The organism is Gelidibacter pelagius (genome assembly GCF_017581925.1).
GTDB lineage: Bacteria > Bacteroidota > Bacteroidia > Flavobacteriales > Flavobacteriaceae > Gelidibacter > Gelidibacter pelagius.
On sequence record NZ_JAGEVG010000004.1, the window covers coordinates 26,389 to 41,134 of the forward strand.

14 protein-coding genes are annotated in these 14,746 nt (G+C 36.7%); 11 read left to right on the forward strand and 3 right to left on the reverse strand.

Features of this window, described 5'->3' with window-relative positions:
• Positions 1-191: 191 nt before the first annotated feature.
• The 5 genes from J4051_RS04435 to J4051_RS04455 all read left to right on the forward strand — a co-directional run bounded on the left by J4051_RS04435 (position 192) and on the right by J4051_RS04455 (position 7,477).
• The gene (locus J4051_RS04435; RefSeq protein ID WP_208232652.1) at positions 192-701 is read left to right on the forward strand and encodes a DUF6252 family protein; all 510 of its coding nucleotides are present in this window, start codon (positions 192-194) and stop codon (positions 699-701) included.
• A gap of 2 nt (positions 702-703) precedes the next feature.
• Positions 704-2,614, forward strand: a complete 1,911-nt coding sequence (locus tag J4051_RS04440; protein ID WP_208232653.1) for an outer membrane protein assembly factor BamB family protein — start codon at positions 704-706, stop codon at positions 2,612-2,614.
• Between the two features lie 210 nt (positions 2,615-2,824).
• On the forward strand, positions 2,825-4,810 hold the full coding sequence (locus J4051_RS04445) for a tetratricopeptide repeat-containing sensor histidine kinase (protein ID WP_208232654.1): 1,986 nt from the start codon (positions 2,825-2,827) through the stop codon (positions 4,808-4,810).
• A gap of 144 nt (positions 4,811-4,954) precedes the next feature.
• Entirely contained in the window at positions 4,955-6,772 is a 1,818-nt protein-coding gene (locus J4051_RS04450) for a tetratricopeptide repeat-containing sensor histidine kinase (protein ID WP_208232655.1), read from the forward strand.
• A gap of 54 nt (positions 6,773-6,826) precedes the next feature.
• Positions 6,827-7,477, forward strand: a complete 651-nt coding sequence (locus J4051_RS04455; RefSeq protein WP_208232656.1) for a response regulator — start codon at positions 6,827-6,829, stop codon at positions 7,475-7,477.
• 310 nt (positions 7,478-7,787) lie between these two features.
• Here the strand turns inward: J4051_RS04455 and coaD are convergent, their stop codons facing one another.
• Together coaD and J4051_RS04465 are read right to left on the reverse strand one after the other, a co-directional pair.
• Positions 7,788-8,243: a pantetheine-phosphate adenylyltransferase gene (coaD, locus tag J4051_RS04460; protein ID WP_208232657.1), complete on the reverse strand. Its 456-nt coding sequence runs from the start codon at positions 8,241-8,243 to the stop codon at positions 7,788-7,790.
• A gap of 89 nt (positions 8,244-8,332) precedes the next feature.
• Complete coding sequence (locus J4051_RS04465) at positions 8,333-9,307, reverse strand: D-alanine--D-alanine ligase (RefSeq protein WP_208232658.1); 975 nt, start codon at positions 9,305-9,307, stop codon at positions 8,333-8,335.
• 350 nt (positions 9,308-9,657) lie between these two features.
• Between J4051_RS04465 and J4051_RS04470 the strand changes: the two genes are divergently transcribed.
• From J4051_RS04470 to yaaA, 4 genes are all read left to right on the forward strand, one after another.
• A complete protein-coding gene (locus J4051_RS04470) occupies positions 9,658-10,224 on the forward strand; it encodes a PASTA domain-containing protein (protein ID WP_208232659.1) in 567 nt (188 codons plus the stop codon).
• A complete protein-coding gene (locus J4051_RS04475; RefSeq protein ID WP_208232660.1) occupies positions 10,221-11,270 on the forward strand; it encodes an RluA family pseudouridine synthase in 1,050 nt (349 codons plus the stop codon). Before J4051_RS04470 ends, J4051_RS04475 begins: the two co-directional genes overlap by 4 nt.
• 329 nt (positions 11,271-11,599) lie before the next feature.
• Complete coding sequence (locus tag J4051_RS04480) at positions 11,600-12,121, forward strand: hypothetical protein (protein WP_208232661.1); 522 nt, start codon at positions 11,600-11,602, stop codon at positions 12,119-12,121.
• 149 nt (positions 12,122-12,270) lie between these two features.
• Positions 12,271-13,029 (forward strand): peroxide stress protein YaaA, encoded by a 759-nt coding sequence (gene yaaA, locus J4051_RS04485; RefSeq protein WP_208232662.1) that lies wholly within the window; start codon positions 12,271-12,273, stop codon positions 13,027-13,029.
• A 35-nt stretch (positions 13,030-13,064) separates the two neighbouring features.
• Here the strand turns inward: yaaA and J4051_RS04490 are convergent, their stop codons facing one another.
• The gene (locus tag J4051_RS04490) at positions 13,065-13,196 is read right to left on the reverse strand and encodes a 30S ribosomal protein THX (RefSeq protein ID WP_163517873.1); all 132 of its coding nucleotides are present in this window, start codon (positions 13,194-13,196) and stop codon (positions 13,065-13,067) included.
• Between the two features lie 102 nt (positions 13,197-13,298).
• On the opposite strand from J4051_RS04490, the gene J4051_RS04495 reads away from it, so the two are divergent.
• Complete coding sequence (locus J4051_RS04495) at positions 13,299-14,021, forward strand: hypothetical protein (protein ID WP_208232663.1); 723 nt, start codon at positions 13,299-13,301, stop codon at positions 14,019-14,021.
• Positions 14,022-14,738: a uracil-DNA glycosylase family protein gene (locus J4051_RS04500; RefSeq protein ID WP_208232664.1), complete on the forward strand. Its 717-nt coding sequence runs from the start codon at positions 14,022-14,024 to the stop codon at positions 14,736-14,738.
• Positions 14,739-14,746: the final 8 nt, after the last annotated feature.

A 14,746-nucleotide genomic window follows, 5' to 3' on the forward strand; every position in this document is an offset into this window, starting at 1 on the left:
TTCGATATTCAAGCTTCAGTATTCGATATTCAAAAATCAAAAATCAATCGTTGAATGAAAACCTAATCCCTCATCCCTAATCCCTATTCCCAACGCTCATCCTTCCCCAAAATATACGACATATGCCGTATTGTTTCCCCTTCTCTTAAATTGCAATTTTGGAATATTATAAACCCCTTAACATTTCAACAATGAAAAATTTAAAAAAACTACTGTTATTAACAATTGTCTTCGCAAGTTTAATTTCCTGTTCAAAGGACGATGATGGCGGCGATGGTGGCGATGCTGCGTCAGGCATTATAAAAGCTAAAGTAGATGGTGCACAATTTTCATCTATGGAAATCACCTCCTTTGCCTCAAAAACTTCAGGTGGCGGACAAAATACGTTGGCACTCCAGGGAAATACAGCCTCTCAAGGAATTAGCATGACTATTTTTGGTTATGAAGGTGTGGGAACTTATGAGTTGAAAGACTCCAATGTGTTCATCACTGCCACTTATATTGAACCCAAAGTTTCCGATCCTACCAATTCTCCCACTTGGACTGCACCATACCAAGACTTTGGGGTTGTTGGTGAAATAAAAATTTCAGAAGAAACAAGTACCCATATCATTGGTACTTTCATATTTAAAGCAAAGAGTACTAGTAATGGCAGTATGAAAAATATTACAGACGGTTCCTTTAATCTTAAAAAACAATAAACATGAAAGCATTTCAATTACAAATTTTAGCACTGCTTGCACTTTTTATCGGAACGATTTCCGTTAATGCCCAAAAAGCTGAAGCCCCCAATCAAAATTATGATCTTGGATCAAGCATCAACGAAATGACGCTCACCGTAGGAGGTGTTTTGGTAGTCGCAACAAATGATGGCTTGGTAGGGATTAGACCAACCGAAAGCCAACCCGTTTTTAAATTCAATGATTTCGGCAAACTTAAGCCGGAAGAAACTCAATTTGTTCCCAATTCCCCATACATCATCGTTTCTCAAGGCGTAGGTTCTAAGTTTGCTGGTATAGCCAAAACGAAACGCGCCGTAATCGATTATATGACCGGGAAAGTGATTTTCAATTCGGATACGGACAATTGGAACCAAGTTTTTACTTGCGATGTGGTGTTGCCACAGAATAAATTGATCATAAGTGGCATCCAAAAAGAAGGTGATAAATTTGAAAAATCCACACCAAAGGTTGCCGTTTATGATCTTGCAACCTCAAAAATAGACTTTAGCTTTTTCTTGGACAAACCAGGTCGTGTTGGTGTTGCCAAGGATGTCAGTATGACCGGAACACCATTGCTCCTAAAAGACATGCTAATTCTTCCAACAGCACAAGGTTTAATTGCAAAATCACATACAGGTGAAGATATATGGACCAATAAAATAAAAGGAATTAATTGGATGGTTGCTGATGCTTATGAAAAGGAAATCTATGGTTTTGAAACCACGTCGAATGGAAAAAACACCCGCATCCATAAAATTGGCTCTAATGGTGCAGAACTCTGGAAGGACGATCGCAAAGTACAAGGTAATATCTCCAATTTCCAGATTCTTCCTCAGGGCTTGGCTGTGGTCAGTGATAAAAGTGATGGTGGCAGTTCGAGTGTGTTTTCAACAAAAAATGAATCTGAAATAGCATTTTTAAGCGCATCTTCTGGAGAGGATTTGTGGGACAAAGCACCAAAAACAAAAGGCTATGTCCAACATTTCTATGTTCAAGATGATGGGATCTTATTTGGCATTCAACAAGGTGGCATCAACAAAATCTCTTTTGATGGAAAAACGTTGTTTAATAAACCTTTAAAAACTGGTGAGAATATACTTGTAATGGCTGAGTCTCCGCAAGGCTTGATTTATATCACTGGTGAAGATGCCAATATTGTCGATTTAAAAACGGGCGACCAAGTCTGGAAAAAACCTTTGAAATATAAAAATTCAGCTGCGGTGGCTTCAACTTTTGATAGTGCCAAAAATAGATATCTTATTGCTGCAGATGACACGGTATATGCTATAGATGCGAATACAGGAGATGTTTCAGAATTGGCAAAAGTGAAATTTGATGAAAAGGAGGCTGCGAATTCAATGGAAATGAGAGATGGCAACATTTTTCTTAGCGCTTCACAAAATATGATGGTATTAGGTGATAATGGTGATCAAAAATACCATGGTTACTATAAATCTCCGGGAAAAAGCGGATTTATGAAAGTCATGGGAGGTGTCGTGGCAGTGGCATCTACTGGTTTGTCCATGGCCCATGCTGCACAAGCTGGAATGAACAAAACAGGCTATGGCAGTAGCAACGATTTGAGAAACTATAATGATTATGGTAAAGAAAACCAGCGTGCAGCAAATATGTTTGCTTCTATTGGTGATGCGTCGTTTAATATGATGTCGCAACGTTTTAAGGCTACAGCGGCGACCGAAAACGCCCAATTCATTCTTACAAAACTGGATGACGGTGTAGGTTTGGTCAAGGTGAATAAAGATACCGGAAATGTTGATAAAGAGATTGTTTTAAAGGATAAAAAGCCTGAATATCAAGTGGATGATGTCGCAGGAGTATTGTATTATAAGGCTAACGACAAGTCTATCTACGCCTACGATCTTAATAAGTAATTGTATTCTTGGGATGAAGATTAGGCGTGATTATCATATAATTACGCTTAATCTTTTTTAATTGCTATTTGTCGAAAAATACCAATCACAAAAACATTTAGAACTATATTGGTCATGCTATTAATCAATTTTCTTAAGAAAGCATCAGTTATTTCCATTATTGAAAAATATGGGTTGATACTGATGCTTTCTTTTTTTCAAATGTTTAAAATGAGACAGGTATTTTTAATTCTGATGTTGTTTTTTGCTGTTGTCGTCTTTGGACAGAAGCATGGGCAAAATTCTCTAATGGTTTTAAATAAGGCTGACTCCCTTCAAATATTAAAATATCAAAATCGTCTAAAATCTGCGAATGATAAAGAAAAGCTTGAACTCTATTATCAATTGGCTTCCACCTATCTTTCAAAAATAGATTCCATAGCAAATACTTATGCTGAGTTACTCATAGAAAAAGCCACAGCTTCCAACCAAGCTCAATACAGAGGAAGAGCCTTATTTTTAAAAGGTAAAATAAATTCAACGTCGTCATCTATAAGAGCATTGGATTATTACCAAGAGGCCACCAAAATTTTGGAAGATTATGCAGATCAGGCTCTAAAAGATATTTATTATAAACAGTCTCAAATCCATACCTTGTTTTCAGAATTTCCTGAAGCATTAGATCTTGGTTTTAAATCTTTGGAATTTAATAAAATAAACAACATTGAAGCCAATGTTTTAAGAGACATGTCTTTAATAGGCTACATCTATGACCGAATGTATGAGTTTAAGGAATCTATCAAGTGGAACAGAGAGGCCTTGAAAATCGCCAAAAAAATTGGGGATCAAAATGGTGAAGCACTATGTTATGGACGTATTGGAATCGCCTTTGATGAATTGGCAGAAAAAGATAATTTTAATGAACGACTGTTTGACAGCGCTTTATATTACAATAAAAAAGCCGCACGATTGAGCGAAAGTATTAATAACCTGGCCTTTTCAAGAACAACATATTCAAACATCGGTAACACCTATTCTAAATTAAAAGATTATAAAAAGGCCGAAGAATACACTTTGAAATCCCTCGCAGTACCAGGATTTGAATCCAGAAAAGGTGTGACTTTGGTCAACTTGGGAAAAATCTATTTGGAGACCAAACGCTTTAGCGAAGCCAAAAAGGTTTTAGATAGTGCCATGCGTAATACCTTAAAATATGGAACGCGCAAATACCAACTGGAAGCGTATTATCGTTTTCATGAGTTGGATGTTAAAAAGGGCGACTATAAAAGCGCATTAAACAATTATATAGAATATAAATCTATAGAAGATTCTCTTCTTAACGAAACAAAAACCCGTCAGATTGCTGAAATGGGAGAGCGCTACAAAACGGCAGATAAAGAGCGGCAAATTTTGATCCATCGTACAGATTTGGCAGAACGGGATTTGACCATTCAAAAACGAAATTCACAGCTCTTTGGAACGATTGCCTTCGCAGTGGTCTTAACGTTTATTGGTTATTTGTTTTACAATCAACAAAAACTTCGAAACCAACAGCTTCAGAAGGAAAGTGAATTGAAAGATGCCTTACTGAAAATTGAAACCCAAAACAGACTTCAAGAACAACGTTTACGTATCAGTAGAGACCTGCATGACAATATAGGCGCACAATTGGCTTTTATCATTTCATCTATTGATAATTTAAAATACGGATTTGACATTACGGATCAAAAACTCAAGGATAAACTAACCAGTATCAGCAATTTTACTACAGAAACCATTTATGAATTGCGTGACACCATTTGGGCAATGAATAAAACCGAAATCACTTTTGAGGACTTGCAATCCCGTCTTTCAAATTATATTGACAAAGCACATGTATTTGAAGGGAAGGTGGATTTTTCATTTCAGGTTGACCCAGATGTAGACCTTAAACGAAAATTCAACTCTATGGAAGGTGTGAATATTCATAGGGTTATTCAGGAAGCCATTCACAACAGTTTGAAACATTCCAACTCCAAAAATATCGAGGTTAAGGTGGAAAAGTTTATGGAGCATTTAAAATTCACAATTTCAGACGATGGTCAGGGATTTGATATGACTACTGTGGAAAAAGGAAATGGTTTGTTGAATATGCAAAAAAGAATTCATGAAATTGGTGGAAAGTTTGAAATTGAATCCTTTCCAAATCATGGCACCAAAATAAGTTTTGTCATATAGAAACTAACGGTATTCTTAAAAATCAGTATTTTAACAGTTGCAATCTATAAAATGATCTTGAAACCGTTCATCTGTCTTTTATTTTTCCTTATAATCAGTATTAGTTTTTCTCAGGGAAATGCAGAAAAGTTAAATGATTCGGCCATGGCATTATATAAACAAGATCCACAAAGAGCTTTGGTGATGTTGGAAAGTGCTCTTGAAACTGCCCAGAAACACAAACAATCTGAATGGATTGCCTACTCAAAAAATAGTTTAGGCATCGTCTACCGAGATTTAGGGCAATTTCAGAAGGCGAAAGCTTTATCTGAAGAAGCCTTGATAAATGTAAAAAATGAACGTGCTTTGGCCTCAGCGTATAACAACATCGGAGCATGCAATCGAAGTTTGGGCGATTATGAAGCCGCGCTGACCGCCTATCTAAACGCCTTGGCTATTTATGAAAAGGAAAATGCATTGATTGAGCAGGCTACAGTAATCAATAATATTGGAATGGTTTATAGTTATTTGGGAATGAATTCCAAAGCGGTCGAAAATCATTTGAAAGCCATAGCGATATTTGAAAAGGAAAACAATAAAAAGGGAATGTCTGAAGGCTATAATAATATTGCCATTCTGTATGCCAATGAAGGCGAATTGGATAAAGCTCTAAATTATTTTAAAAATTCGTTAGCGATTGAAAGATCCCTGAAAAGCCAAAAAGGAATTGCAGAATCGACCAATAATGTTGGTGCGGTTTTCTATTATTTGCAAGAGATTGATTCGGCGTTGGTGTACTTCAATGAGTCTGCCCGTATCGAGAAAGCTATCGGGAATGTGGCAGGTATTGGCGCCAGTTATAACAATATTGCTCAAATTCTATTGGAAAATGAACGTGTGGACGATGCTAAAATCTATATTGATAGTGCTTATCATTATGCCAATCAATCGCAGACGGCGGTGGATATTGAAACCGCTTTAAATATGTATTCACAATATTACGAAGCGAAAAATGATACAAAAACGGCCCTTCATTATTATAAAAATTTCACGACATTAAAAGATAGTCTGCTCAATATTGAAACCAATAGTAGGGTGGCAAAATTGGAAATTGAATATCAAACCGAGAAAAAGGAAAAGGAAATCCTTTCACAACGCGCTGATTTAGCTGAAAAGGAACTTGATTTGAGCAAAAAGAACAGCTATATATGGGGGCTCCTTGGTTTAGCTGTGGTATTGACGCTTTTGGGAATGCTGTTTTACAACCAACAAAAGCTTAAAAACCGTCAACTTCAAAAGGAAAACGAACTCAAGGATGCCTTGATTAAAATTGAGACCCAAAACAGATTACAGGAACAGCGTTTGCGGATCAGTAGAGATTTGCATGACAATATTGGAGCGCAACTGACCTTTATTATTTCGTCTCTGGACAATCTCAAATATGGCTTTCAATTGCCTGATAAATTGAGTGCTAAACTCAAGTTTATAAGCGAGTTTACCACAACCACAATTTATGAGTTACGGGACACTATTTGGGCCATGAATAAAAATGACATTTCTTTGGAGGATTTGAAGGCCCGTATTTCCAACTTTATAGATAAGGCCAATACTACTTCAGAAAATGTGAGCTTTAGCTTTGAATCGGATGATAAGTTGCAGGCAGGAATCAAATTTTCTTCTGTTGATGGGATGAATATCTACCGCATTATTCAAGAGGCACTGAACAATGCTTTAAAATATTCCAATGCGCAACATATAGGTGTCACAATCCACTCCGAAAATCAACAATTGAAAATTTTAATATCAGATGATGGCCAAGGCTTTGATCTAAAAACGGTTGAAAAGGGCAATGGGTTGAACAATATGATTAAAAGATCAGATGATATTGGAGCAGAGATTTTGATTGACTCAGGCATTGACAAAGGAACCAAAGTCCTTATAAAGATACCTTTGCAGACAATAAATACGACGTTTGACGTATAGGTAGATCATTAAAAACATCCGAACTTTAGACTTTAACCAATCAAAAAAGCATTTATGAACATCAAAATAGCTATTGTAGATGATAATTCTTTTTTAATCTCTACCGTTAAGGAGAAACTCTCCTTTTTTGAGGATTTGAATTTTAAATTCTCGGCCTTCAATGGTTCAGAGTTATTGATTAAATTGGAAGAGAATTCCAACCTCGATCTAATTTTGATGGATATTGAGATGCCTGTATTAAATGGCATTGAAACCACAGAATTGGTCAAAAACAAATATCCCCACATCAAAATCATCATGTTGACCGTTTTTGACAATGACGAAAATATTTTTAACGCCATCAAAGCCGGAGCAGACGGCTATTTGCTAAAGGAAATCAATGCCCAAGACTTACATAGTGGTATTTTGGAAACCTTGAATGGCGGTGCAGCCATGAATCCATCCATTGCCTTAAAAACCTTGAAATTGCTCAGAAATCCGATTGATATAGACAATAGAAAAGATCAAGAAGATATTCAACTGACATCACGCGAAACCGAAGTTTTGGAACACTTGAGCAAAGGATTGAACTATAATAAAATTGCCGAAAACTTGATTCTTTCCACGGGAACAGTACGCAAACACATCGAAAATATTTACAAAAAACTGCAGGTGCACAACAAAATTGAAGCGGTTCAAAAAGCTAAGCGGAATAATTTGATTTGATTTGGTGGAGGGTAGAGGGTAGACGGTAGAGGGTAGAGAAATAGACGATAGAGAGATGTACAACCAAAACTAATCAAGGAAGTTCAATTTGTGAGTGATTAACGATTGAAGATTGAAGATTGTCGAATTTTTAATACTGCGGAAGATGATTCAGGGTTTAATGCTTCACTTTTTTAGCTAAGAACATTTCAATTTCCCGCCATCGCTAAAGCTACGGTCGGGCCAGCAAATTCAATTTCAACTTCGGTTTCTCAGACTTGTAACAATTATTGTAGAGAAAAATTCTTTTGTTTTGAAAGGGATTGGAACCTTATAAAACCCGAACACTATCCGGTACCAAAACCGTATAATCTCCATTATTTCTGATCACATCCCTTACAATGGAAGAAGAAATATAGGATGTACTCGCAGCGGTCAGTAAAAAGACGGTTTCTATCTTGGAAAGTTTTCGGTTGGTATGTGCAATGGCCTTTTCAAATTCGAAATCGGCGGGATTACGTAAGCCTCTTAAAATAAATTGTGCATCAATCTCTTTGCAAAAGTCAATAGTCAAACCTTTATAGGTCATCACTTTTACTTTGGGATTATCTTTAAATGCCTCTTTTATGAACTTTAGACGCTCCTCCAAAGAAAACATATACTTTTTGTCGGCATTGATGCCAATGGCAACCACCACTTCGTCAAACACTTTTAAACCGCGTTTGATGATGTCAAAATGTCCTAAAGTTAGCGGATCAAATGACCCAGGAAATAGTGCGCGTTTCATAAAGCCCCTCTTTGTCTCCCCAAAGGGGAGAAATTTATCAAATATACAACAGAATTTCTTTTCACAACAGTTTCTCTCCTTTGGAGGGATTAAGAAAGGACTTCCTCAATCGCATTGCCGAACAAATCCACTAAACTAATACCGGCTGCGGCCGCTTGTTGAGGTAAAATACTTGCTTTCGTCATTCCTGGAACGGTATTGATTTCCAAAAAATGTGGTTCGCCGTCTTTAAATATAAATTCACTGCGACTAAAGCCTTTCATTTTTAAAACTTCATAGACTTTCTTTGCAACAGTCCTTACTTTTTCCTCTTGTTCTTGAGTCAATCTTGCAGGCGTAATTTCTTGGGATTGTCCCAAATATTTAGCCTGATAATCAAAAAAGTCGTTTTCACTTACAATTTCGGTAATGGGAAGTACGGTGACTTCACCTTTATACATGATGACGCCAACAGACACCTCTACGCCATCTAAAAAAGATTCAATGATCACTTCATCATCTTCCTTAAATGCTACTTCCAATGCCTTGTTAAACTCTTCTTTTTTATAGACTTTCGTAATCCCAAAACTACTTCCTGCTTTATTGGCTTTTACAAAACAAGGCAAACCTACTTTGGCGATAATGGCATCTTCATCAATAACATCGCCTAAATTTACATAATAGGATTCAGCTGTTTTAATACCATACGGCTTTAATGTACTTAAACAATCCCGCTTGTTAAATGTCAGTGCTGCTTGGTACATATTGCAACTGGTCTGTGGAATTTCTAACAATTCCAAATAGCCTTGCATAAAACCATCTTCACCAGGAGTCCCGTGTATGGCGTTAAAAACACAGTCGAAAGTGGTTTTTAATCCATCAACAGAAATCGAAAAATCATTTTTATCCACAGGAAACTCGTTGTCGTTGGCATCTACGTAAACCCATTTTTCCTTAAAAATATGTATCCGATAAGGATTATATTTTGATGGGTCAAGCGTTTCATAAACTACTTGTCCGCTTTTGAGGGAAATCTCGAATTCGCTCGAAAATCCTCCCATGATGATGGCAACGTTCTTTCTCATATTTATATCCCGCGATCCCGATAGCTATCGGGAGGCAATCTTATTAATTAGTGTTCATAATTGATTTAGAATCTTATCTTGCAATAAAAACGGTTTTTTCGCTTCCCACGAAAGCAGGGATCTAATTTGGATTCATTTTTTAGCCACGAATGCACGAATATTTATGGTCGTTTATAAAGCTTTTAATAATACCATTTCACATATATGTATTGAAATAGCAATATTTAGAAGTTATAAAAGTTATACATTCGTAAATTAATGCACGATAATCCACGAACAAAAATATCACATTAAAAGGAAAAGAAAAAACGGTTGGATTTATATATCTTTGCCACTTATAACAAAACTTCATGAGTCTAATAAAATTTTTAACGAGTAAAGCGTTTTTGAAACAAATTATTCTTGCTATTGTAGCTCTTATAGTATTGTCTTTTTTAATGTTGAAGTGGTTAGATTATCGCACTAAGCATGGGAGTTTTGTAACGGTGCCAGATTTGGCAGGTAGAACCATTGAAACCGCAGGAATCTTATTGAACGACAATCAGTTGACTATGGAGATTCAAGACTCTGCCAATTATAATCCTAAATATCCTAAATATTCAGTAATAGAACAATATCCATTAGCAGGAAGTCAGGTAAAAGAAGATCGAAAAATATATTTGATTCTAAATCCTTCAGGCTATCGCAAAGTGGAAGTGCCTATTGTGGTTGGTCGTACTTTCCGTCAAGCCAAGCCAACTTTAGAAGCCATTGGTTTTGAGGTAGGCAAAATATCCTACATTGATGATATTGGCAAAGACGAAGTGCAATCCATTTCATTTGAAGGCGAATCGGTCAACGCGGGCGATTTACTGCCCATGACCTCCAAAATTGATATTGTTTTGGGGAATGGTAATAGAGGTATAGACGAAGAATGATAGAAAACACCCCAGATTTAGAAGATCAAAATGATGATGATTTGTATGAGCATTACGCTTTTACAGCAGAAAAAGGTCAAACCCCACTGCGTATCGATAAATACTTGATGAATTTCATTGAGAACGCAACCCGAAATAAAATTCAGGCAGCCGCCAAAAATGGTAGTATCTATGTCAATGACATTCCTGTAAAATCCAATTATAAGGTCAAACCTTTCGATAAGATCCGTGTGCTTTTTGAGCATCCCCCTTATGAATATTTGCTCACACCAGAAGACATCCCGCTTAATATTGTATATGAAGATGATGATTTACTTGTGGTGAATAAAGAAGCCGGCATGGTGGTACATCCAGGGCATGGTAATTATTCGGGAACGCTCATCAACGCTCTGATATTTCATTTTGAAAATCTGCCCAATAACTCCAGCAACAGGCCTGGTTTGGTGCATCGTATTGACAAGGACACCAGCGGATTGTTGGTCATTGCCAAAACCGAAGCTGCCATGGCCAATCTGTCAAAGCAATTCTTCAATAAAACCAGTGAGCGCGAATATATTGCGATTGTATGGGGCAATGTTGAGGAGGATGAAGGTACTATTGAAGGTAATATAGGCAGACACCCCAAAAACAGGTTGCAAAACACCGTGTATTTAGATGATGATGAAGCAAAGGGCAAACCTGCCGTCACACACTACAAAGTCATTGAGCGCTTGGGGTACGTGACCTTAGTGTCCTGTAAGTTGGAAACTGGGCGTACACACCAAATCCGTGTGCACATGAAACATATTGGGCATACATTATTTAACGATGCACGTTATGGTGGAGAGAAGATCTTAAAAGGGACTACCTTTTCAAAATATAAGCAATTTGTTGACAATTGCTTCAAAATATTACCACGTCAGGCGCTGCATGCCAAAACCTTGGGTTTTGAACACCCTACAACAGGTAAGTTTATGAGTTTCGATTCTGAAATTCCGCAAGATATGCAGGAATGTATTGCCAAATGGCAGCATTATGCCAAACATAAGGATATGGATCCGGAATAGTCGAAGTCATTTACCATGACTTTTCATCAGAGCAGTTAATTTTAATAGAACTTTCATTTGGACGTTACCCTCTTCCAATAAATTTACAGAGGGTCATGTTTTTATTTCTCGCTCTCTCCCGATAATTATTGCGAGAGGAGCTCAAACATGCCGTTTCAAATACAAAGTATTCACGAGAACATAATTATCACCTAAAAGAGGACGAGTAACGCATAACGTAGTGAATGAGCTAATTGCTGTTTCGTTTCGTATCTTTGCAAATTGAATATTCGCAATAATTTGACGCAACCAATTGGGATAACTCACAATAGACTCTATTTTAAAAAATTATGAAAAATAATATTTATATCATTGCATTCTTGATGATTGGAAGCTTAGTTATTTCCTGTTCTACTGACTATGATTTGAACTATCAAAATAACTATGAAGAAAGCCATAAGGCTTGGTTGGATTTTAAAAAGCTATCCGGAAACTCTTATCAATATACTGTTGTTGGTAGTTCTTGGACAGGTTTTAGATGGGAAACAACTATAACGATACTGAAAGGAGAAGCCGTTGAGAGACATTTCAAATTTAGCGATCCTGATGATGTTCCGGACCAGAACGTGGAATGGATTGAGAAGGGGCAAGAAGTGGGAAGTCACCAAGATCAAGCTGCAGAGGCCTTGACTTTAGACGAAATATATGCTAAGGCTAAAAAGGAATGGTTGATTAAAAGAGAAAATGCAAAGGTCTATTTTGAGACAGACTACAACGGATTGATATCCACCTGTGGTTATGTCGAAAACGGTTGTATGGACGATTGTTTCGTAGGCATTAAGATTAAAAATATAGAGCGTTTGTCACCTTAATTTATCATTAAGTTTCAAAATATGACATTTCTTAGCAGAAAGTCTGTTGATATGATATACCTCATTTCCCAATTGCAATTTGATTCGTAACTTTGCATGTTAAGAGTGTATTAATCTAACAAAAGATACCCGCTTTAGTGGGGAAAATTATGAAACTTGTATTATCGCCAGCAAAAACCTTAGATTTTGAAACGGAATTGCCCACAGATCAAACTACGCAACCTGATTTTTTAAAACAATCCGAGCGTCTCAATAAAGTCCTCAAAAAGAAATCAGTTAAGGCTTTAGCAGAGCTTATGGGGATCTCGAAAGATTTGAGCCAGCTCAATTATGATCGTAATCAGGATTGGGAAATGCCATTCACAAAAGACAATGCGAGACCTGCGATTTATGCCTTTAGCGGCGATGTTTATAGAGGTTTAGATGCCTATACCATTCCTAAAAATAAAATAGAGAAAGTTCAGGATACCGTACGTATTCTTTCTGGATTGTACGGCATTTTAAAGCCATTGGACTTGATGCAACCTTACCGTTTGGAAATGGGCACTAAATTGAGCATCGGAAAAAATAAAAATTTATACGAATTTTGGAAAGAAGATATTACTAAAGCTTTAAATGCCGAGTTGAAAGATGATGAGATATTCCTTAACTTAGCGAGTGTTGAATATTTTAAAGCCATAGATAAAAAGGCTTTAAAAGTTCCTGTGATAGATGTGGATTTCAAGGAATTGAAAAATGGGGAGTATAAGACCATCGGAATTTATGCCAAATTAGCACGCGGACTCATGACCCGATATATTATAGATAATGATGCAAAGACCATTGATGATGTGAAGGGCTTTGACAAGGAAAACTACAGATTTCATGAAAAGCTATCTGTAGAAAATAAATTGGTTTTTACGAGATAGCTTTATGATGATAGAAACAAATTCGACCCAAACTTTTAAGGTTTAGACTTCTTTTCTAAATTGATTTTTTCAAGTGTGGTTGGTCTTTTTTTTATCCTAAGACGTTTTACACCGTACGATCCACGTTGAATTTTTCCTCGTCTCGTTTTTTTATCGCCTTTTCCCATTGTTATTATAGTTTAATTGTAGTTAAAATGAAGTAATCCTGAAGGTACTCAATTTTTAGAACTACAAACCGATACCTTCAGACTTTAATCATAATTTAACAGATGTACTTTTATTTTATTATTGCTTTTCAGGCCTTTTGTATCTATCATCTATTCAAAAATAGAAAGTCCTTTTATTGGATTTTTGCGATTATATTTTTGCCACTGGTTGGCTGTGTCGCGTATTTGGTTACCCAAGTTCCCAAAAAGAATGATTCTGAAAAAATTCAGGAAAATATCAAGAAAAGAATCAATCCTTCCAATAAGTTAAAGGCAATGCAACAAAAGCTTGACTTTGCGGACACCTATCTCCATAGGGTCAATCTTGCCGATGCCTATCTGGAGGCCAATGATTATACGGCTGCTATTGAGCACTATAACATCGCCTTGGAGGACAAGACACAAAACGACTTTTTCGTTAAAGAGCATTTGATCAAATCCTATTATAATATCAAAGATTATGACCAGGTGATTGAACATAGCGACGGTTTGGAAAGTCATAACGAGTTTGAAAAATCAGAAGTTCCATTTCTTTATGGGATGGCCTTGGCAGAAAAGGGCAGGACAGAAGAAGCAGAGGCCTTATTGAGAATGATTGACAGGCCTTATTCCAACTATAATGAACGTGTCGCGTTTGCGAAACTGATGTTGAGTATTGATAAAACCTCTGATGCCAAAGAAATTTTGGAAGAGCTCTCTATTGAAATGCAAAATATGACATCAACCAACCAACGCATTTATAAAGAGACCATTCTTGAGGTTGAAAAATTGAAAAAAAGTTTGTAGTTGTTTTTTCACGAACACCCATATCCGCCATTTATTAAAAACGATACCACAAAACTGATTGTTGGAACTTTGCCGCCGCCACGCTTCTCAGTTGGCGAATTGTTGGAAAAGGATGTCGATTTTTGCTATGGCAGCTATTTTAATTCGTTGTGGTTATTTATTGATGAGATTTATAAGCTCCATCTGCGATTTGATAATTCGGAAGAAGCCGTTGCTCAACGGAAAACCTTTTTAATTGAACATAAAATTGGGATCTGCGATATTGTAGAAAGTTGTGAGCGGGAAAAAATAAATGCCTCTGACTTGGGCATGACCAATATTCACTTGCGCAACCTGATCGGATATCTTCAAAACTATCCCAATATCGACACCTTATTATTTACGGGTGGCAATAGCAAAAATGGTCCGGAATATTTCTTCAGAAAACATTTAAAAACCTACGGATTGAAATTGAAAGTGGTATCTGATGAGGTACCACGAATCCATGAATTTGAACTTCCCGCCAAACTAAACACAGTTAAAGATGCAAGTATATCATCTCAAGTAAAACCCGGAGATCTTCAAACTCGAACTATCAAAACAGTCTCCCTTACTTCAGGATCAGGAGCGGCAAATATTTCCATTAGCAGGATGCCTCTATACCAACATCTAAAGGCCAAAAACCCCAATTTCAATACCTTCGATTTTAGAGTGCTTCAGTACCGTGAGTTTATTTGAGTCAACAC